The sequence below is a fragment of the Pseudomonas sp. Sample_20 genome (assembly GCF_004307585.1).
Lineage (GTDB): Bacteria > Pseudomonadota > Gammaproteobacteria > Pseudomonadales > Pseudomonadaceae > Aquipseudomonas > Aquipseudomonas atacamensis.
This window is the reverse complement of record NZ_RCOA01000003.1, coordinates 17,939-39,221: the sequence shown is the minus strand read 5'-3', so window position 1 is coordinate 39,221 and position 21,283 is coordinate 17,939. Positions and strand designations below refer to the sequence as shown.

Here is a 21,283-nt window from a genome sequence, read left to right as displayed (position 1 = left end):
CCCTTTGTCTTTCTGAATTCCCTGCTTTTCACTAATACTCAAGTGGCCATGAACGATATCTCCGCTCCCGAGCAATACGATCTGCAAACCGCTGCCCTAAAGGTGCCGCCGCATTCCATCGAGGCTGAACAGGCTGTACTCGGTGGTCTGATGCTGGACAACAACGCCTGGGAACGCGTGCTTGATCAAGTCTCCGACGGCGATTTCTATCGACATGACCACCGCCTGATCTTCCGCGCGATCGCCAAACTGGCCGATCAGAACTCGCCGATCGACGTCGTGACCCTTGCCGAACAACTCGACAAGGAAGGCCAGACGTCGCAAGTCGGCGGCCTCGGCTATCTTGGCGAACTGGCAAAAAACACCCCGTCCGTCGCCAACATCAAGGCCTATGCGCAGATCGTCCGCCAGCGTGCGACGTTGCGCCAACTGATCGGTATCAGCACCGAGATTGCCGACAGCGCCTTCAACCCGGAAGGTCGCACCGCTGAAGAAATCCTCGACGAAGCCGAACGGCAGATCTTCCAGATCGCCGAAGCGCGGCCCAAGACCGGCGGCCCGGTCGGCGTCAATGAGCTGCTGACCAAGGCCATCGACCGCATCGACACGTTGTTCAACACGGCCGACGCGATCACCGGGCTGTCCACCGGCTACACCGACCTCGATGAGAAGACCAGCGGCTTGCAGCCGTCCGACCTGATCATCGTCGCCGGCCGTCCGTCGATGGGTAAAACCACCTTCGCGATGAACCTGGTGGAAAACGCCGTGTTGCGCAGCGAGAAGGCTGTCCTGGTTTACTCGCTCGAGATGCCAGGCGAATCGCTGATCATGCGTATGCTGTCTTCGCTCGGCCGAATCGACCAGACCAAAGTGCGTTCCGGCCAACTCGAAGACGACGACTGGCCGCGCCTGACGTCGGCGGTCAACCTGCTCAACGACCGCAAACTGTTCATCGATGACACCGCCGGCATCAGTCCTTCGGAAATGCGCGCGCGCACTCGTCGTCTGGTGCGTGAGCACGGCGATGTCGGCCTGATCATGATCGACTACCTGCAACTGATGCAGATTCCCGGGTCCAGCGGTGACAACCGCACCAACGAGATTTCCGAGATCTCGCGATCCCTGAAAGCCCTGGCCAAGGAATTCAACTGTCCGGTAGTGGCGCTGTCGCAGCTCAACCGTTCCCTCGAACAGCGCCCGAACAAACGCCCGGTGAACTCCGACTTGCGGGAATCCGGAGCGATCGAGCAGGACGCCGACGTAATCATGTTCGTTTACCGAGACGAGGTGTATCACCCGGAAACCGAGCACAAGGGCATCGCCGAAATCATCATCGGCAAGCAGCGTAACGGCCCGATCGGTTTCATTCGGCTGGCGTTCATCGGTAAATACACGCGCTTCGAAAACCTCGCACCGGGCAGTTACAACTTCGACGACGACGAATGACAGTAGGCCGGATCATCCGGCTGCTGTCGTGGCCTGCTTCAATCGGCCGAAACTGCCGTCTCGCTGCTGGCAGGTTTTTCAACTGCCTCACCGGGGCGAATTTCCTCGCGCGTCAGTGACTGGATCAGCGTCGCTTCGCTAATGGCCAACTGTGCAGTGACGTCATTGGTTTGCGCGTCGTATTCGGCCCGGGTCAGTACTTTTTTCGCGAATTGCTCGTCCAGTGCCGCCTGTCTCTGTTGATAAGGCTGACGTGCGGCGTCGAACCGGGACGGATATTTGTGCGTGATGAAGTCCTGCCAGAATTCCATCGACACCAGAGCCTGAAACTCTTCGGGAGAGCCGTTCAAGGCGATGACTTTACGGTAGGCGACTTCCAGCATGGGCGGTGTGACGCCGGCCATGCCGATAAAGGACAGCGTCTGCGGCTGAAACGGCAACTGCAGCCGATCCTTGAGGCCAAAGCGGTAGGCCATGGTCATTTCATGCGGGTCGCTCAGGCGCAGGCGCTGGGTATTGCGCTCACGCGCTGGAGCCTGTGGATCGTTGGCGATTGTCCTGCTCGCAGCGATATCTGCTGCGGCCAGTTCATCGACCTGCCTTAGCCTGAACAGACTTCTGGACAGGTCCACCAGGCGAGTGCCATCCCCGTCTTGCCTTGCCTGCACTCTGGCCGTATGCGTCATGGTCAGCACTTGCAGGTCAGTAAACGTGGCGGCGGCAAGGTCAGTGCAGCCGGCTTCGCAGGCGCGATCGAACACATCTCTGCGCAGAGCGCGTGATTGCACGTTGTTCTCGCTGATGGCATCGACCACGTCCCAGACCTGCCGACGGAAATCGGCGTGGTGGCCGAGTCGGGAAATGATATTGAAAAATCCATCCGAGCCGTCCTGTGCTTTCAGTCTGTCCAGCTGCGCGGTGCGTTTCGTCGCCTCGGTTGCCGTCATACCGATGGTCAACTGCGGATAGGCCGACGCAGCGTTCATTAGCGCCGGCTGCGGGCGGGCTGCCGGGGCAGAAGTGGTCAGCAGGTTCAGAGGATTGTAAAGCGATGTTGCGGAGTGGCGCAGCCGCTCACTGTAGCCGGCCAAGCGTTCTCGGGTGTATTCGTTCAGGGGGTTATCGCTTATCTGAGTGCCGCTGTTGACCTGAATCGAATGCCTCAGGCGATCCGCTGCCGGTGCGACGACAAAGCTGGGCAGGTTCGTGATCCGGTTGTTGTTCAGAAGTATCCTGCCCAACAGGGGCTGATCGAACAGTCCGGCTGGCCAACTTCCGATGCCGGTGTTTGACATGTCGACTTCGCGGATATCAGTGATCGCGCTGAAATCCGGGCTCACGTTCAAGTGCGGGTTGTCGTGTATCCACAAGGCCCTCAAGGTCGTTCTTCCGGCCAGTATCTGCGCGGTCTCGGCGGTGAGTTCGAGTTGATTCCCCTGCAGGAACAGACGGGTCATCCCGTGCATTTCGCCGATGGCCGGCGGGAGATCCCTGAGACGATTGTTGGCCATGTTCAGCCAGCGCAGATGGCGGAAGCGGGTCAGAAAACCTTCCGGGGATTCGGTGAGATTCATGTTGTTGAGTTTGAGCGAGCCGACATGGCTGAAATCGGTGTTCAGATCCGGCAGGGTCGGCAACGTGAGGCCGCTCAAATCCAGTTCCAGACCTATCGGCGTGCCGTCGAAGGCCTGTTTCTGCGGCGTTTCACGTCGCCAGCAACTGATGATCCGATCCCGTGCCTCGATGCGCTCATTGCGGGTTTGGGTGTTGATCTGCAACTGATTGACGCGGATATAGCGCAGAGGATTGCTGCCTCCCGAAAAGACCCAGTTATCCAGCTGGTTTTTCAACACGGCGAAATCCTGCTCGAGCTCCAACAGCCTGGTCGCGACAGTGGCCTTGTCATGGTTCCAGATAAACTCCCGGCATTCCTTGATGCTTTTGCTCGGAAACAGTTTTCGGTAGCGCTGCGCGCGCGAGTTCTCACTGTCGAATACAGCGGGGTGGGCCGGAGTCATCAACTGCGGATGCAGTTCGTTGAGTTTTCGCCAGTAGCGATCGAACTTCCTCCAGTAAGGCGAAGGGAAGTCATTGCCTTCAAGCAGCGTGTGGTTGTTGATCCGCGCGACCACAGCCAATTGATCGGCTGGCGGGTTGATGTGTGCGTCGGGGACTTCGCGCAATTTATTGTTGCTGAGATCGAGGCCGGTCAAGGTGATCTTGTCAGCCAGGCCGGTGGGCCACTCACTGATGCCGGTGTTCTTCAGGTCCAGTGTCTGCAGCCCGGACATCGCACTGAAATCGGGCAGCATCTGGAGTGGGTTGTTCGACAGGTCGATGCTGACCAACTGATGCAATGCACTCAATGCACCAGCGCTGTTCTCATCGAGTTTTATCTGGTTTGAGGTCAGATTCAGGTGGGTGAGCCGGCTCATCGCGCTGATGTCTGCGGGCAATTTTTCCAGACCGCAATGGCTGATCGTCAAATTCTCCAGATTCGGCAACCGCGACAGGAACGTGTCGGCAGTGTCGGACCAGACGACGCTATCAAGAGTGAGCAACGTCAACCGACTGAAGTCGGCAGTCAGTGGTGGTAGCGGTCCTTTCAGTGGTGGCAGCGCAAGGTACGGCGATTGCTGGAGCCAGCAGTCCTTGATGATCCGGGCAATGTGTTCTGCCCGAGCCTTTTCCCGGCCGGCCACGCTGGATGTTCCCGGCAGGCTGTCGGCGACGTAGGCCAGCAGTTGCGCATCGAGCGCCTTGAACTCTGCGAAACGCTGGCTGATCGTGGCTTCTGCATTGTCCCCCAGGCCAATCAGGTATTCCCGGGCTGTTTGTGGCGTTTTGTCCGGATACATCTGCAGCAGCATGGCGACTTCAGGGATGTCGCCATCAATCCGGAATGCACCTGTGCGTGCGCTGGTGATCAGGGCAGGATATTCGGCCGTAACCCGCTGCCAGTAGACTTCCAGCCGCCGCCAATAGCCGCTGGCAAAGGGGTTGCCTTCGATCAGGGTGATGCGGTTGATGTTGGCTATGGCGAGCAATTGATCACTCGCCGGGCTGATGACTGTCTGCGGAATTTCACGCAATCGGTTATTGCGCAGATCGAGCGACTCCATCGCCAACTGATGCTGCAATCCGGTTGGCCAGTCATCCAGTTGTGCATTGCGCAGACCCACGGACTTGAGCTCAAGCATGCCGCTGAAATCCGGGGCCTTGCCCAGCGGGTTGTCCGACAGGTCGAGTGTTTCCAGTTGGCTGAGCGAAGCCAGCTCGCTGGCGGTCTGGTCGCTCAGTTCAATGTGGTTCGCTCGCAGGTCCAACTCCTTGAGGGCAGGCATTTGCGCAAGGTTCGCCGGCGGCCTGGCGAGCGCCGAGGCGTTGATTTTCAGACGCTCCAGGGCAGTGAACCCCTTGAGGAAGTTTTCGCCCCCCTCCGACCAGGCGACCGCCTGCAAGTGCAGCGTGCGGACATGGCTGAAATCTGCGGACAGCGCAACAATGCCTGCGTCGCCAAGATCCAGTTGCAACGTTGTACCTGTCTGACGTTTCCAGCAGCGCTTGATCTCTTGCGCGGCGCGCTCCACCGAGGGATGGGTCGCCCCGCCGGCCAGCTCACTGGTTTTCGACCACGTCGCGAGCTCCAGCTTCAGGGTCTTGTATTCATTCTCGAGGCGCGTCAAAAAGCTTGGTACATCGTCACCCTGGGTGCGCAGCAGCGTGCGGATTTGCTCGCTTTCCAGAGACGGGTAGAGTTTTCGCAGTCGCGACTGGGGCGTTCGCAGTCGATTGACCGCGGCATTGAGCCGCTCGCGCAGCCCCGGTGAAGCAGGTTGGTCGGCACCGCCGCGCTGCATCCCGCCGGCCCCGCCGACCACAATGCCCTGCCAGCCCTGATCGGCATCGAACACGACAGGCTCTGATCTGCCCGGGCGCGTAGCGCTGTAGATGTTATCGACGTCAGCGGCGACAGGATCTTCAGGGCGGACGATGCGCATCACCTCGGCCAGAGGCGTCGAAGCATCGTGATCGTGCAGGACCTGATAGCTGTGATTGTCGATCACTGCGTAGAGTTTGCCGTCATGGCGGTACAGCCCATCGCTGTCGCGTGAGCTATGGCTGAAGTCGAGCGGCGTGCGAAACGCTTGCAGGCGTGTCACCGATAAAGCGAAGGTGCTCGGCGGAGAGAACTCCAGCGCATGCCACCTGCCACTCTCGGGATTGTGCAGCATCAGCGGTCCGGAGGGCTTCGATTCGCTCGCCAGCCCGGCGCGCCAGAGGCCGCTCGGCGAATCCTTGCTCACCTGCACGAAACCGCCGTCGGCCATTTCCACGTAGTGACGACCCTTGAATGTCCTCAGGCCTTCGGCGTCGGCGTCAGGCAAGCCGGTTGCGACAGCGAGGCGGTAATGCTCGACGGGGTGGCCAGTGTTGACCATGGTTTGCAGCGCTGATGCAGCCGCATGCACTGTGACATTCGGCGCCGGGATGATCGCATCAGGATCGTTGCTCTCCGTGCGCCGGCCCGCGCGGATTGGCGGGCCGCTCAACGCGGTTGGGTCAAGACTGGGGCGCGGCGTGAGGAGGGGACGCTGCGGGATGGCATCGGCGGATGTATCCGGCCGAAGATGAAAATTACCGGGGGGAGTAACTGGGTGCGGCGTTTTGCTGCGCATGTCTTACGTTCCTTGTAGTAATTGAGCGGTCGCGTCCGCAACGGACGCTGCCGGCCGGTTCGGCGTCATGCCTGATGATGTGTCTCGGGATGGAAAGAGGTGGCGGCGAGGTCGAAAATTTTCTGCGCTGCGTGGCCATCGAGGGCGGCGCGCCAGATAGGTTTGTGTGGCCGCTGCGCCAGTTCTTCCCGGCGCTGCGAACGCACGCCCATGCGGCTTTGCTCAAGGGTTTTCAGGTGCCCGCCGGAAACATTGAAGTTGAGATCGGGCGTATCCGGTTTCGCGTAATGAAAGTGCGCGTGCCAGAGGGGGTCGTAGGTATGCGCATCCGTCAGTAGATAGACGTCGATAAAGTCTCGATTCTGCCCCTTGCCGCGTTTCAACCGGGTCTCGATTTTCTGCGCACGTACTTCGCCCTTGTCGATCAGATACAACAATCGGTCGGGGCTCAGAAAATGTTTGTCCTTGTAGATCCGGACACGAATGTTTTCGCCCTCGCTGCGCAGGCGTTCACTGGTGTCCTCCAGGCGTTGGATCAGCGCATCTGTTTCGCCATCGGTCGGCTCCTGTCGCCGAAGCTGGAGTGCGATCTCATCCATTGCCCCGGCCTTGCGCTCAAGCATCTCGACAATGTTGTCCGGATGGTTTTTGCGCGACTCTTCGCGCCGGGCTTCGCGCACATGTGCGTCGGTTTGCTCAAGGTGCTGATTGGCTCTGAGAGTCAGGTCGGGCAGGGTTGTGTCCTGCGTTGCGCGGACGGGGTGCCACTCACCAGCCCTTTGTTCATAGGTCTGCACTGGCTGTTGCGGGTCGTGCAGACTGCGTACATCGATGACTTCTTCGTTGTGCGCGGTACGTCGGGACTCGCCGACATGGATCTTGTATATACCGTGTTTCTTTGCCTTGAAAATGCGCTTGGGTGGCGGTTGGAAGCCGGATCTGTCCTGCTCCGGAACATACTCGAAATCAATGGCCTGATCGTTGATCGGCAGCGCCGGGAGATCAGGCTGGCGTTGATATTGGAACAGGCGATGAGTCAGCGTCTCTTCGAATATTTTCAGCTCGGCGGTGATTGCCGTGCGTGACGTTGCGTGCTGCTCATCGGGTGCCAGATCAAGGCGCTCGTACCAGTAGCGAAGCGCTGTGCATTCCTGGAGCAGATCACGCAATATCGCAGGGTGCGAAATCTCCGGAATTTTACCCAGCGCTCCATAAACGAAAGTTACCTGACCAAACCTGGTCGCCAGTTCGGAGGCCTGAGGGCAGTTTCCGCCTGATTGATGGTCGTCCAGCATCAGGCTTTTGGCCAATACCCAAGAAGCCACGACGTCGTGAGTGTCCATGGGTGTCAGAGCGTATGCACTGAATTCGTCCGGCGGGACCCGCCATGTGTTCACCAGATTGTCGGCAATGTGCTGGCGCTCTCGCATATGGCCGAGAATTTTCCCCAGGACGTTGACTGTTCGCGGGAGCCTGTCGATGTCGATCAGTGGCCCTCCCAGCGCATGGCGGGTCAAGCCGCATTCGACCAATTGATCGTAAAAGCTCATTTGAATCTTGTGCATCGCAATCATTTTTTTGTCGTAGTCTTCCTTCTTTATGAAGTGCCGTACCGCGGGCTTTTGCTGCTTATGGAATTTTATTGCTTTTGCAAGGGACCTCAGCGCCTGGTGGCTGTGTAATTCACGATCAAGCAGCGCAATCGTTTCGCGCTTGACCGCTTCCGGGCGCTCGCCCCCCGCTTCCCTGATGCTGCGCCACACCTCCTTCAGGTGTTCACTTTTAGCGGTGTCCTGCTCGATTCGCTTGTTGAAGTGGTCAAGTCTGATTCCGACTTCCACCCGCTGCCATAGCTCTGAGGGCGCCACTCCTGTCCCTCTCTGCATCCCGGCTGCCCCCGTTACACTGGTCCCTCGCCAGCCGTAGCGAGCGTCGAAAATGATCGGTTCCGACCTGCCTGGACGGGATGCGACGTAGACATTCGTGGCATCGCTGGCGATGGGATCGTCGGGGCGAACGATGCGCATGACCGCCCTCTGCGGCGCTGATGCATCAAGATCATGCAGGACCTGATAGGCCTGATTCTCGATCTGCACATAGAGTTTGCCGTTGAAGCGCAACAGGCCATCGCCGCCCGGCTCGGCCGTGCTGAAATCCAGATCGGTGCGAAACGCTTCCAGCCGGCTCGGGGATAGCGGGTAGGTCGATGGCGCCCAGGTATCGACGGGTTGCCAGAGACGGCTCTCGACATCGAACTGCAACAGCGGACCAGACGGGTGCAATTCGCTGGGCAATTTCGCCCGGTAAAGACCGCTGGCGGGGTCCAGACCGACCTGCACGGTGCCACCCTCAGGCACTTGGACATACTGACGTCCCTTAAGCGTCGAAATGCCTTCGGCATTGGCTGACGGCAACAAGACCAGCGAAGTGATCCAGTAATCTCCCAAGGGCCGCTCATGCACAACTGCAGCCGATTCGGCGGCCGCTGTCGTGCTGACCGTTGCCCGCGCAGGCACGGAGGTAATGCGGTTGAGCCCGTGATCGATCGATGTCGATACCGTTGTCGGAGTCGGGCGTGTAGGAATTCTGTGCCCCGGTCCGCCATCGAAAAGCGCCGTGAAACCAGGCCGGGTTAGCGAATAATCGGGTCGCGGATGATGAACCGAGACGGTCGTGATGCCTCTGGTTGGCGGTTTGGGTGCCATTGCCTGTCTTCCTTTGCGTTTAATGCCCCGCTGCTCTTGGGAGTGCGACGGGCGGGCGGCTTCCTTGCCGTTTCGTGCGTCGTGCGTTCAACAAAAACGCGTAATGTGTGGCGGGTTGGCGGCGCGAGAGCAGCGCACAGAGAAACCGACCACCGTCGTCGGAATTGGTCAAAATTTGTGCTATATTCCGCGCCCGCGATTTTTCACTTCAACACCGGTCGTCGACATGCAAGCAGCCAAGCCGTTATTTGACTATCCAAAATATTGGGCCGAATGTTTCGGGCCAGCGCCATTCCTGCCGATGAGCAGGGAGGAGATGGATCAGCTCGGCTGGGATTCGTGCGACATCATCATTGTTACCGGTGATGCCTACGTCGATCATCCGTCGTTCGGCATGGCGATCATCGGCCGGCTGCTGGAGTCGCAAGGCTTCCGCGTCGGGATCATCGCGCAGCCGAACTGGCAGTCCAAAGACGACTTCATGAAGCTCGGCGAGCCGAACCTGTTCTTCGGCGTCGCGGCCGGCAACATGGACTCGATGATCAACCGCTACACCGCGGACAAGAAAATCCGTTCCGATGACGCGTATACCCCCGGCGGCATGGCCGGCAAGCGTCCGGATCGCGCCAGCCTGGTTTACAGCCAGCGCTGCAAGGAAGCCTACAAGCATGTGCCGATCGTGCTCGGCGGCATCGAAGCCTCGCTGCGCCGCATCGCCCACTACGACTATTGGCAGGATCGCGTGCGCAACTCGATCCTGATCGACGCCAGCGCCGACATTCTGCTGTACGGCAACGCCGAGCGCGCGATTGTCGAAGTTGCCCAGCGCCTGTCGTGGGGCCACAAGATCGAAGACATCACCGATGTGCGCGGCACCGCGTTCATCCGTCGCGACACGCCGCAGGGCTGGTACGAAGTCGACTCCACGCGCATCGACCGTCCGGGCAAGGTCGACAAGATCATCAACCCGTACGTGAATACCCAGGACACTCAGGCCTGCGCCATCGAGCAGGAAAAAGGCCCGGTGGAAGATCCGCAGGAAGCCAAGGTTGTGCAGATCCTCGCCAGCCCGCGCATGACCCGTGACAAGACCGTGATCCGCCTGCCGTCGATGGAGAAGGTGCGTAACGACCCGGTGCTGTACGCCCACGCCAACCGCGTGTTGCACCTGGAAACCAACCCGGGCAACGCCCGTGCGCTGGTGCAGAAGCATGGCGAGCTCGATGTCTGGTTCAACCCGCCGCCGATTCCGATGACCACTGAAGAAATGGACTACGTGTTCGGCATGCCTTACGCCCGTGTGCCGCACCCGGCGTACGGCAAGGAGAAGATCCCGGCCTACGACATGATCCGTTTCTCGGTGAACATCATGCGTGGCTGCTTTGGTGGCTGCACCTTCTGCTCGATCACCGAGCACGAAGGCCGCATCATCCAGAACCGTTCCGAAGAGTCGATCATTCGCGAAATCGAAGAGATCCGCGACAAGGTGCCGGGTTTCACCGGGGTCATTTCCGACCTCGGCGGCCCGACTGCGAACATGTACCGCATCGCCTGCAAGAGCCCGGAAATCGAATCCGCCTGCCGCAAGCCGTCGTGCGTGTTCCCCGGTATCTGCCCGAACCTGAACACCGACCATTCGTCGCTGATTCAGCTGTATCGCAGCGCCCGTGCCCTGCCGGGTGTGAAGAAGATTCTGATCGCTTCCGGCCTGCGCTACGACCTCGCCGTGGAGTCGCCGGAGTACGTCAAGGAGCTGGTGACCCACCACGTTGGCGGTTACCTGAAGATCGCTCCGGAGCACACCGAGGAAGGTCCGCTCAACCAGATGATGAAACCGGGCATCGGCAGCTATGACAAGTTCAAGCGCATGTTCGAGAAGTACACCAAGGAAGCCGGCAAGGAGCAGTACCTGATTCCGTACTTCATCGCTGCCCACCCGGGCACCACCGACGAAGACATGATGAACCTTGCTCTGTGGCTCAAGGGCAATGGCTTCCGCGCCGACCAGGTGCAGGCGTTCTACCCGTCGCCGATGGCCACCGCCACGGCGATGTACCACTCGGGCAAGAACCCGCTGCGCAAGGTGACGTACAAGAGCGACGGCGTGACCATCGTCAAGAGCGAAGATCAGCGTCGTCTGCACAAGGCGTTCTTGCGTTATCACGACCCGAAAGGCTGGCCGATGCTGCGTGAAGCGCTGATCCGCATGGGCCGCGCCGATCTGATCGGGCCGGGCAAGGATCAACTGATCCCGGCGCATCAGCCTGCCACCGACAGCTACCAGAGCGCCCGCCGCAAGAACTCGACGCCGGCCGGCAGCCACAAGGTCGCCAAAGAGAAGACCACCAAGATTCTCACCCAGCACACCGGTCTGCCGCCGCGTGCCAGTGATGGCGGTAATCCGTGGGACAAGCGTGAACAGGCCAAGGCTGCTGCGTTCGCCCGCAACCAGCAGGCGGCCAAGGAGCGCAAGGATGCGGCGAAAGGCAAAGGGCCGAAGCCGACGCGCAAGCCGGTCGTGCCGCGCTAAACACTGCTTGAGCTGAACAGAACGCCAACCTTCGGGTTGGCGTTTTGCTGATCGTTCCCACGCTCCGCGTGGGAATGCCTCTCGGGACGCTCCGCGTTCCAGCCGTTACTCGCAGTATTGTCGAACATGGTTGTGACGCGGAGCGTCACGGGCTGCATTCCCACGCAGAGCGTGGGAACGATCAAGTTGTTGCCGCTGGCCTGCTCGCGAAAGCATCCGATCAAACACAGCAAGAATCAGCGTCCGCAACATTTGCGTGCAACTGAGCCAAAGCATTTCCTCGCATCGCCCGGTTTTGGTGCTGTACTGCCTTGAGCATTTCGCGAAAGCGCGCAAGCCTGTGCATGGCATAAGTCTTGCGCGCTTTCCCATACGCCCAAGGCTCGCAGGAGGCACGCCGTGTCGATTCATGTCGCATTGCATCACGTCACGCATTATCGCTACGACCGCGCTGTCGAACTCGGCCCGCAGATCGTCCGCCTGCGCCCGGCGCCCCACAGCCGCACGCGAATTCTTTCCTATGCGCTGAAAGTCTCGCCCGAGCAGCATTTCATCAACTGGCAGCAGGACCCCCAGGGCAATTACCTGGCACGTCTGGTGTTCCCGGAAAAAACCGCAGAGCTGCGCATCGAAGTCGATCTGGTAGCGGAAATGGCGGTGTTCAATCCGTTCGATTTCTTCCTCGAACCGTACGCCGAGCGAATTCCGTTCAGCTACGCCGCCGACGAGCGCAAGGAGTTGGCGCCGTACCTCGAAACCCTGCCGCTGACGCCAACGTTCAAGGCTTACCTGGACAGCATCGACCGCACGCCGCTGCCGGCGGTGGATTTTCTGGTGGCGCTCAATCAGCGCCTCAGCGAAGACATCGGCTACCTGATCCGCATGGAGCCCGGCGTGCAGACTCCGGAGCACACACTTCAACACGCCTCCGGTTCCTGCCGAGATTCGGCATGGTTGCTGGTGCAGCTGTTGCGCAATCTCGGTCTGGCGGCGCGGTTTGTTTCCGGTTACCTGATTCAACTGACCGCCGACGTGAAAAGCCTCGACGGCCCGTCCGGCACCGACGTCGACTTCACCGACCTGCACGCCTGGTGCGAGGTGTATTTGCCGGGTGCCGGCTGGATTGGCCTTGATGCGACCTCCGGGTTGTTCGCCGGGGAAGGGCATATTCCGTTGGCGTGCAGTCCCGATCCGTCCTCGGCGGCGCCGATCAGTGGTCTGGTCGAACCTTGCGAGACACAGTTCAGCCACGAAATGTCGGTCGAGCGAATCTGGGAAGCGCCACGTGTCACCAAGCCCTACACCGATGAACAGTGGCGGGCGATCCAGGCGCTGGGGCGGCAAATCGATGCCGACCTGCTTGAAGGCGATGTGCGCCTGACCATGGGCGGCGAGCCGACCTTCGTTTCCATCGACGACCCGGACGGCGCCGAATGGAACACTGCCGCGCTGGGGCCGGACAAGCGCCGGCTGTCCGCCGAACTGTTTCAGCGCATGCGCAAGCAATATGCACCGCAGGGGCTGGTGCATTTCGGTCAGGGCAAGTGGTATCCCGGCGAGCAATTGCCGCGCTGGTCGCTCAATTGTTACTGGCGCCGCGACGGTCAGCCGATCTGGCACAACGACGCATTGATCGCCGACGAACAGCAGGACTACGGCGCCGACGGCGAACTGGCCGGACGCTTTCTCGCCAGCGTCGCCGAGCGCCTGAAGTTGCCTGCACGCTTCGTCTTCCCGGCTTACGAGGATCATCTCTATTACCTCTGGCGTGAGGGCGCGTTGCCCGGCAACGTCAGCGCCGAAGATTCGCGTCTGGAGGAACCGCTGGAGCGCGCGCGATTGCGCAAGGTCTTCAGTCAGGGTCTGAACAAGGTGATCGGCCAGGTGCTGCCGCTGGCGCGCACGGCCAAGGGCGATCAATGGCAGAGCGGCCGTTGGTATCTGCGCGATGAGCACTGTCGCTTGGTGCCCGGGGATTCGCCGCTGGGTTATCGCTTGCCGCTGGCGTCGCAGCCGTGGGTGAAAGCGGCGGAATATCCGTTCATCCATCCCAACGATCCGAATCAGGACTTCGCTGAACTGCCGGATGCCGCGCAGCTCGGTGTGCACGGCGAACCTGCTGCGCTGGATGAGCGGGTGCCGAAAATCGATGAGTCCGCTGACTGGCTGACCCGTACCGCATTCTGCGCCGAAGCCCGCGAAGGGCGGCTGTATCTGTTCATGCCGCCGCTGGAGCGGGTCGAGGATTATCTGGAACTGGTCTCGGCCATTGAGGCCACCGCCGAAGAACTGCACTGCCCGGTACTGCTGGAAGGCTATGAGCCACCGAGTGATCCGCGCCTGAGCAACTTCCGTGTCACTCCGGACCCGGGCGTGATCGAGGTCAACGTGCAGCCATCGGCAAGCTGGGACGAGTTGGTCGAGCGCACCGAGTTTCTCTATGAACAGGCGCGGCAAACCCGCCTGACCACCGAAAAGTTCATGATCGACGGGCGCCACACTGGCACCGGCGGCGGCAACCATTTCGTCCTCGGCGGCGCGACACCGGCGGACTCACCGTTTCTGCGGCGGCCGGATCTGCTGCGCAGTCTGATCAGCTACTGGCACAACCATCCTTCGCTGTCGTACCTGTTTTCCGGCCTCTTCATCGGCCCGACGTCCCAGGCTCCACGGGTTGATGAGGCGCGCAATGACGCCTTGTACGAACTGGAAATCGCCTTTGCGCAAATGCCGGAACCGGGCGAGGAATGTGCACCGTGGCTGGTCGATCGACTGTTGCGCAATCTGCTGATCGACGTCACCGGCAATACCCATCGCGCCGAATTTTGCATCGACAAACTGTATTCACCGGACGGCGCCACCGGGCGTCTCGGCTTGCTGGAACTGCGCGCTTTTGAAATGCCGCCCCATGCGCGCATGAGTCTGGCTCAGCAGTTGTTGCTGCGGGCACTGGTCGCGCGGTTCTGGCGCGAGCCTTATGCGCCGGCGAAACTGGCACGCTGGGGCACCGAGCTGCACGATCGCTTTTTGCTGCCGCACTTTATCGAAGAGGATTTCGCCGACGTCATCGTCGAACTCAACAACGCCGGTTATCCGCTGCGTGCGGAATGGTTTGCCGCACATCTGGAGTTTCGTTTTCCCAAGGTCGGTGACTACGCCGTCAATGGCATCGAGCTGGAGCTGCGTCAGGCGCTCGAACCCTGGCATGTGCTGGGCGAGGAGGGCTCGGCGGGCGGCACGGTGCGCTACGTCGATTCATCGCTGGAGCGCTTGCAGGTCAAACTCAACGGCCTGCCGCCACAGCGCTATCTGCTGACCTGCAACGGCGTCGCGGTACCGTTGCACTCGACCGGGCGGGTGGGTGAGTTTGTCGCCGGGGTGCGCTTTCGGGCGTGGCAACCAGCCAACTGCCTGCATCCGACCATACCGGTGCACGCGCCGTTGGTATTCGACCTGCTCGATACCTGGATGGGGCGTTCGCTGGGTGGTTGCCAGTACCACGTCGCCCATCCCGGCGGGCGCAATTACGAAACCTTGCCGGTCAATGCCAATGAAGCGGAGAGCCGGCGCATGGCGCGGTTTTTCCGCCTCGGACACACGCCGGGGAAACTTCCCGTACCCAAAGTAGAAATCAATGACGAGCTACCGATGACCATCGACCTGCGCCGTTACTAGAGCCTACGCAATACGCGGATTTTTCGTATATCCGCGTGTCATGTGCCTGCGTTAGTCTGACCGTTCCCTGCTGTCTGCCGAGCTTTCCATGCCTGACCTGTTAGACCGCTACCCGCTGACTGCGGGCACCTATCACGAACTGCTCGACGGCAGCGGCGCAGTGCGTGCGCATTGGCAGCGCCTGTTCGATCAGTTGCAGCGCAGCAGTCCAGCGCAACTGGTGCAGCGCCAAGCCTTGCTGGCGCGGCAGATTCAGGAAAACGGCGTCACCTACAACGTCTATGCCGATCCCAAGGGCGCTGACCGGCCGTGGGAGCTGGATCTGCTGCCCCATGTGATCGCGGCTGATGAATGGCAGCAATTGTCCGCGGGCATCGCTCAGCGTGCGCGCTTGCTCAACGCAGTGCTGGCGGATCTGTACGGTCCGCAGAGGTTGATCAGTGAAGGCCTGCTGCCCGCCGAGCTGGTATTCGGGCACAACAATTTTCTCTGGCCCTGTCAGGGCATTGCCCCGCCCGAGTCAGCCTTTCTGCATTTGTATGCCGTGGATCTGGCGCGCACGCCGGATGGTCGCTGGTGGGTCACTGCCGATCGCACGCAGGCGCCGTCCGGGGCCGGCTATGCGCTGGAAAACCGCACCATCGTTTCCCGCGCCTTTCCCGATTTGTACCGTGATCTGAAGGTTCAGCATCTGGCCGGTTTCTTCCGCACCTTGCAGGAAACTTTGGCCCGTCAGGCACCGCAGGGCGATGACGCACCGCTGGTGGTGCTGCTGACACCGGGGCGGTTCAATGAAAGTTATTTCGAGCACCTGTATCTGGCCCGTCAGCTAGGTTATCCGCTGGTCGAGGGCGGCGATCTGACGGTGCGCAATGCCACGGTGTATTTGAAAACCCTCAGTGGCCTGCGCCGGGTGCACGCGATCATGCGCCGCCTCGACGATGATTTCTGCGACCCGCTGGAACTGCGTACCGACTCGGCGCTTGGCGTCCCCGGTCTGCTTGAGGCGGTGCGTCAGGGGCGGGTGCTGGTGGCCAATGCGCTAGGCAGCGGGGTGCTGGAATCGCCGGGGCTGCTGGGGTTTTTGCCGAAGATCAATCAATACCTGTTCGGCGAAGAACTGATCCTGCCGTCGATTGCCACCTGGTGGTGCGGTGAAGCGCCAGTGCTGGCGCAGGCGCTGGAAAAACTCCCGGAGTTGTTGATCAAACCGGCGTTCCCGTCGCAGAGTTTTGCGCCTGTTTTCGGCCGTGACTTGAATGAAAGCCAGCGCCTCGAGCTGGCGCAGCGTATGCAGGCACGGCCTTATGCCTACGTCGCGCAAGAGCTCGCACAACTGTCGCAGGCGCCGGTCTGGCAAGCCGAAGACGGTCATCTGCAACCCCGCGCGATCGGTATGCGCATGTATGCGGTGGCCAGCCACGACGGCTACCGCGTATTGCCGGGTGGTCTGACCCGAGTGGCGGCCGAGGCCGATGCCGAGGTGGTGTCGATGCAGCGCGGCGGGGCGAGCAAGGACACCTGGGTGCTCAGCGACCGTGCGCCGAGTGGCGAGCAGTGGAAGGCGCAGCGCAATGTCGGCGTGCACGATCTGGTCCGCCGCGATCCATATCTGCCGTCGCGGGTGGTGGAAAATCTGTTCTGGTTCGGTCGCTACTGCGAGCGCTGTGACGACAGCGCGCGGCTGCTGCGCATCATGCTCACGCGTTACGTCGATGGCGATGATCCGCAGGCGCTGCAAGCAGCGGTCGATCTCGGCGAGCGGCTGGCGCTGTTGCCGGATGAGGGCGAACTGCCGGAGCGCCTGCTCGCTGCGTTGCTGGGCGAGGATTGGTCGTTCAGCCTGCGCTCCAACTTGCAACGCCTGCAATGGGCCGCCTCGCAAGTGCGCGGCAAGCTGTCCCGGGAAAACTGGCAGGCGCTGGTCGAATTGCAGCGCGAGGCGCTGGAGCTGGAAGTCGATGAACCGGACTTCGGCGAACTGCTGGATTTTCTCAATCGTCTGGTGATGTCGCTGGCAGCGCTGTCGGGGTTTGCCCTGGATGACATGACCCGTGACGAAGGCTGGCGTTTTCTGATGATCGGCCGGCGCATCGAACGCCTGCAATTTCTCAGCAGCAGCCTCGCCGCATTTCTGCGCGGTGCGGGTGCTTTCGATCAGGCGGGGCTTGAGTGGTTGCTGGAGTTGGGTAACAGCAGCATCACCTATCGCTCGCGCTATCTGGCGGTGGCGCAACTGATTCCGGTGCTGGATTTGCTGCTGCTGGATGAGCAGAACCCCCACGCGGTGCTGTTTCAGCTGAAACTGGTCACCCGCACGCTGAAACGCCTGAACGACGATTTCGCCGCGCCTCGGGAAACCGCGCTGCCGCAACTGGTCGAGCGCCTGTCGCGGTTTGATCTCGGTTGTCTGGAAAATCCTTTGTTCGGCAAATCCAGCGTACGTGCCGCGCTGGATGGTCTGGCCGATCTGTTGCAGGACATCGCCGAAGCCAGCGGCCAGGTATCGGATCGTCTGGCCCTGCGCCATTTCGCCCATGTCGATGATGTCAGCCAGCGAACGGTGTCCGTGTGATGAGCGCTCAATATCAGATCTTCCACGACACCTGTTATCACTACGACAGCCCGGTCTCCCTCGCGCAGCAACTGGCGCACTTGTGGCCGCGCGAATGCAGCTGGCAGCGCTGCACCGAGCAGCAGTTGTTGATCAGTCCCGAGCCGACCATGCGCCGTGATGAACTGGACGTGTTTGGCAATCCGTTGACGCGTCTGGCATTTGAACGGCCCCATGACCAATTGCAGGTCAACGCCCGGCTGACGGTCGAGGTGCTGGCGCGGCCGGCGCTGGATTTCAACCAGTCGCCAGCGTGGGAGCAGACCCGCGATGCGCTGACCTACAGCAGTCAGCCGCTGTCCGCCGACTTGCTCGAAGCCTGTCGCTACCGGTTCCAGTCGCCTTATGTGCATTTGAAGCGCAGCTTCGTCGAGTTCTCGCAAAGCTGTTTTCCGCCAGGGCGACCGTTGCTGCTCGGGGTGCAGGCGCTGATGCAGAAGATCTTCAGCGAATTCACCTTCGATGCCGAAGCCACCCAGGTGGCGACGCCGCTGGTGGAAGTGCTGGAGCGTCGACGCGGCGTCTGTCAGGACTTCGCTCATCTGATGCTGGCCTGTGTGCGCTCGCGCGGTCTGGCGGCGCGTTATGTCAGCGGCTACCTGCTCACCCAGCCGCCGCCGGGGCAGCCACGCCTGATCGGCGCCGACGCCTCGCATGCGTGGGTATCGGTGTTCTGTCCGGTATCGGGCTGGGTGGATTTCGATCCGACCAACAATGTGCAGCCGGCGCTGGAACACATCACGCTGGCGTGGGGGAGGGATTTTTCCGATGTGTCGCCGTTGCGGGGGGTGATTCTCGGTGGCGGTAATCACGACCCGGAAGTGCGGGTTACGGTGATGCCTCAGAATTGATGAGTTTTCAGATGTGGGAGCGAGCCTGCTCGCGATAGCGTCAGGTCAGCCAATGGATTTGTAACTGATACACCGCTTTCGCGAGCAGGCTCGCTCCCACAGGGATTTTGGTGTGTCAGGGAAATCAGGGCTGTGAGGGCCGGCAGCAGAACTGCCAGCCCCGTCACAAATCCGCAGGGTCTGATTCGATCATCAAACCCGGTGGGGCTCAGGCGTCGGGCGTCTGATCTTTCGGTGCATCGGATGCATCAACATCATCATCGGTCGCCACTTCACCGTCAGGGTTCAGTGCCGCTTCTTCAGCGGTTTGCTTCTTGCGCTGAAGCTTTTCCTCTTTCTTCTGTTCCTTTGCCAGGTCTCGTTGACGTTTGGCGAAGGAGTAATTGGGTTTGGCCATGGGCGATCCTCTGGGGTCGAAGGTGAGGTTGAGCGGCGCGTATTCTGCCCTGTATCGGTGTCCGGGGGTTAACCGGGTTTTTGGTCGACCCACTTGGGCGTGACGGTCGGCTGCCACTGATCGAGGGCGTCGAGCAGGGAATCTGGCGATTCGCTCACTTGCAGCATGTCACGGTGTGGCGCGCGAACGAAGCCTTCGCCGACGATATGATCGAGAAAAGCCGTGAGTTTGCTGTAGAAACCGTTCACTTCCAGCAGCCCCAAAGGCTTGCCGTGGTAGCCGAGCTGGCCCCAGGTCCAGACTTCGAACAGCTCTTCCAGCGTGCCAAGGCCGCCGGGCAGGGCGATGAACGCGTCGCTTAGCTCAGCCATCCGCGCCTTGCGCGCATGCATGCCGTCGACCACCTCCAGGCGCGTCAGGCTTTTGTGGCCGATCTCCTTGTCCATCAGGCTTTGCGGAATGATGCCGATCACTTCGCCGCCAGCGGCGAGCGCGGCATCAGCGACAATGCCCATCAAACCGACGGCACCACCGCCGTAGACCAGCGTCAGATTACGCTCGGCCAATGCCCGGCCGAGGGCCACGGCAGCTTCGGTGTAAGCCGGCACGGTACCGGCGTTGGCACCGCAAAACACACAAACGGATTTCAGCGACATGCGTTACTCCTGAGTCGATCAGTCGCACAGGGTAACGGCTGGCACGCTGCGCTCCAAGGACTAGACTTCGCGTTCGGGTGATTCAAAAGTGCCGCTGGCGCCACAAGCGTAGGCGGCGAGCAAGCTGCACAACAGGCCGTTAAAGAACATGACTGGCACTCCGTTTCAGTAGGTGGACCGATCATAGGCCTGGCCCAACGAAATGGCCGTTAGATTGTGTCGATGAGTGTCATAGCCTGAAAGTTGTATACAATTTTTGACTCAAGTCATATGAACTTGCGATGATTTCAGGCAGTCTTTCCACCACTAGTGTTTTTGTTAACCCTGCCTTGGAGATTCACCATGTTTTCCAAAGTTGTTGCGGTATCCCTGCTGGCGCTGGCCAGCAGCCAATTGATGGCTGCCGAGTGCAAAACCACCGTTGATTCCACCGATCAAATGTCCTTCAACACCAAGGAAATCGTGATCGACAAGAGCTGCAAGACCTTCACCGTCGAACTGACCCACTCCGGCAGCCTGCCGAAGAACGTCATGGGCCATAACCTGGTGATCAGCAAAGAAGCTGACATGCAGCCGATTGCTACCGACGGCCTGGCAGCCGGTATCGACAAGAACTACCTGAAGGACGGCGACGCGCGCATCATCGCCCACACCAAGATCATCGGCGCCAAGGAAACCGACTCGGTGACCTTCGATGTGGCCAAGGTAGCTGACGGTGGCTACGGCTTCTTCTGCTCGTTCCCTGGCCACATCTCGATGATGAAAGGCACCATCGTCGTCAAGTAATCAGGGCCAATGTGGGAGCGAGCCTGCTCGCGAAGAGGCCATCCGCTTCACTGATGGCCAAAGAAAAAGCCCGCGGAGGATCGCTCCTCAGCGGGCTTTTTCATGCCGTTGAAAAATCAAGGCGCAAACGGCATGACCCGCTTGTGATGAGTCTTGTTGTACGTATCGACGATGATCTTCGCCGCCTCGTCCCGCACCGTTTCCCCGTGCAGAAACGCATCGATCTCGGCATAGGTCACGCCGTGCGCCGCTTCGTCCGGCTTGCCCGGTGACAAGTCTTCGAGGTCAGCCGTCGGCACTTTCTCGACCAATGACTCCGGCGCGCCAAAACTGCGGGCAATGGCGCGCACCTGATTTTTCACCAGGCCGCTGAGCGGGGCGAGGTCGCAGGCGCCATCGCCGAATTTGGTGAAGAAACCCATCACTGCTTCCGCCGCGTGGTCGGTGCCAATCACCAAGCCGCCCGCCACCCCGGCAATCGTGTACTGCGCCACCATGCGCATACGCGCCTTGGTATTGCCCAGCACGAAGTCGACCGACGCCGCCGGTTTGCCTTCGAACGCCGACACCTGAGCTGCCAGCGCCTTGACCGCCGGGCCGATGTTCACGGTGTGGATTTCGTCAGGGGCGATGCAGTCGAGCGAGGCCTTGGCGTCGTGCTCGTCGAACTGGGTTTCGTAGGGCAGGCGCACGGCGATGAATTTGTAGCGGTCGTCGCCGGTTTTTTCGCGCAGTTCACGTACCGCGCGCTGGGCCAGCAGGCCGGCGGTCAGTGAGTCGACGCCGCCGCTGATGCCCAGCACCAGGGTCTTGAGCCCGGAATTGACCAGACAATCCTGAATGAACGTCAGGCGCCGGGCGATTTCGGCCTGCAGGGCCTGGTCGTCGGCGAACGGTGGTTGCACCTTGAGCTGCTCAGCAATCTCACGCTGTACGGCTTGCAT

11 protein-coding genes are annotated in these 21,283 nt (G+C 60.7%); 6 read left to right on the top strand and 5 right to left on the bottom strand.

What is annotated here, in order from left to right; all coding sequences use genetic code 11:
• Positions 1-48 precede the first annotated feature (48 nt).
• Positions 49-1,446, top strand: a complete 1,398-nt coding sequence (dnaB, locus tag D8U70_RS00380; RefSeq protein WP_016771936.1) for a replicative DNA helicase — start codon at positions 49-51, stop codon at positions 1,444-1,446.
• Positions 1,447-1,484: 38 nt separating this feature from the next.
• Here dnaB and D8U70_RS00375 read toward each other — a convergent pair whose 3' ends face one another.
• Positions 1,485-6,125 (bottom strand): NEL-type E3 ubiquitin ligase domain-containing protein, encoded by a 4,641-nt coding sequence (locus tag D8U70_RS00375; RefSeq protein WP_241664627.1) that lies wholly within the window; start codon positions 6,123-6,125, stop codon positions 1,485-1,487.
• 65 nt (positions 6,126-6,190) lie between these two features.
• Positions 6,191-8,830 (bottom strand): hypothetical protein, encoded by a 2,640-nt coding sequence (locus tag D8U70_RS00370; RefSeq protein ID WP_130928077.1) that lies wholly within the window; start codon positions 8,828-8,830, stop codon positions 6,191-6,193.
• 226 nt (positions 8,831-9,056) lie between these two features.
• On the opposite strand from D8U70_RS00370, the gene D8U70_RS00365 reads away from it, so the two are divergent.
• The 4 genes from D8U70_RS00365 to D8U70_RS00345 all read left to right on the top strand — a co-directional run bounded on the left by D8U70_RS00365 (position 9,057) and on the right by D8U70_RS00345 (position 18,500).
• Positions 9,057-11,360: a YgiQ family radical SAM protein gene (locus D8U70_RS00365; RefSeq protein ID WP_016771932.1), complete on the top strand. Its 2,304-nt coding sequence runs from the start codon at positions 9,057-9,059 to the stop codon at positions 11,358-11,360.
• 399 nt (positions 11,361-11,759) lie between these two features.
• Positions 11,760-15,035, top strand: coding sequence for a transglutaminase family protein (locus D8U70_RS00355; RefSeq protein WP_130928076.1), 3,276 nt, complete (start codon positions 11,760-11,762; stop codon positions 15,033-15,035).
• 88 nt (positions 15,036-15,123) lie between these two features.
• Entirely contained in the window at positions 15,124-17,610 is a 2,487-nt protein-coding gene (locus D8U70_RS00350) for a circularly permuted type 2 ATP-grasp protein (protein WP_130928075.1), read from the top strand.
• Entirely contained in the window at positions 17,610-18,500 is an 891-nt protein-coding gene (locus tag D8U70_RS00345) for a transglutaminase family protein (protein ID WP_056787573.1), read from the top strand. Before D8U70_RS00350 ends, D8U70_RS00345 begins: the two co-directional genes overlap by 1 nt.
• Positions 18,501-18,708: 208 nt before the next feature.
• On the opposite strand, the gene D8U70_RS00340 is transcribed toward D8U70_RS00345, so the two are convergent.
• Together D8U70_RS00340 and D8U70_RS00335 are read right to left on the bottom strand one after the other, a co-directional pair.
• A complete protein-coding gene (locus D8U70_RS00340; protein ID WP_016771927.1) occupies positions 18,709-18,897 on the bottom strand; it encodes a hypothetical protein in 189 nt (62 codons plus the stop codon).
• Positions 18,898-18,965: 68 nt separating this feature from the next.
• The gene (locus D8U70_RS00335; protein WP_024011379.1) at positions 18,966-19,553 is read right to left on the bottom strand and encodes a TIGR00730 family Rossman fold protein; all 588 of its coding nucleotides are present in this window, start codon (positions 19,551-19,553) and stop codon (positions 18,966-18,968) included.
• 342 nt (positions 19,554-19,895) lie between these two features.
• Here D8U70_RS00335 and azu point away from each other — a divergent pair, with 342 nt between their 5' ends.
• Complete coding sequence (gene azu, locus D8U70_RS00330) at positions 19,896-20,339, top strand: azurin (RefSeq protein ID WP_016771925.1); 444 nt, start codon at positions 19,896-19,898, stop codon at positions 20,337-20,339.
• Positions 20,340-20,455: 116 nt separating this feature from the next.
• Here azu and nadE read toward each other — a convergent pair whose 3' ends face one another.
• Positions 20,456-21,283, bottom strand: coding sequence for an ammonia-dependent NAD(+) synthetase (gene nadE / locus D8U70_RS00325; protein WP_071174248.1), 828 nt, complete (start codon positions 21,281-21,283; stop codon positions 20,456-20,458).

Excerpts from the sequence above, each read along its gene's own strand:
- D8U70_RS00345 (WP_056787573.1), top strand. The coding sequence starts at position 17,610 with ATGAGCGCTCAATATCAGATCTTCCACGACACCTGTTATCACTACGAC.
- D8U70_RS00370 (WP_130928077.1), bottom strand. The coding sequence starts at position 8,830 with ATGGCACCCAAACCGCCAACCAGAGGCATCACGACCGTCTCGGTTCAT.
- D8U70_RS00350 (WP_130928075.1), top strand. The coding sequence starts at position 15,124 with ATGCCTGACCTGTTAGACCGCTACCCGCTGACTGCGGGCACCTATCAC.
- D8U70_RS00365 (WP_016771932.1), top strand. The coding sequence starts at position 9,057 with ATGCAAGCAGCCAAGCCGTTATTTGACTATCCAAAATATTGGGCCGAA.
- D8U70_RS00375 (WP_241664627.1), bottom strand. The coding sequence starts at position 6,125 with ATGCGCAGCAAAACGCCGCACCCAGTTACTCCCCCCGGTAATTTTCAT.
- nadE (WP_071174248.1), bottom strand. The coding sequence starts at position 21,283 with ATGCAAGCCGTACAGCGTGAGATTGCTGAGCAGCTCAAGGTGCAACCA.
- D8U70_RS00335 (WP_024011379.1), bottom strand. The coding sequence starts at position 19,553 with ATGTCGCTGAAATCCGTTTGTGTGTTTTGCGGTGCCAACGCCGGTACC.
- D8U70_RS00340 (WP_016771927.1), bottom strand. The coding sequence starts at position 18,897 with ATGGCCAAACCCAATTACTCCTTCGCCAAACGTCAACGAGACCTGGCA.
- dnaB (WP_016771936.1), top strand. The coding sequence starts at position 49 with ATGAACGATATCTCCGCTCCCGAGCAATACGATCTGCAAACCGCTGCC.
- azu (WP_016771925.1), top strand. The coding sequence starts at position 19,896 with ATGTTTTCCAAAGTTGTTGCGGTATCCCTGCTGGCGCTGGCCAGCAGC.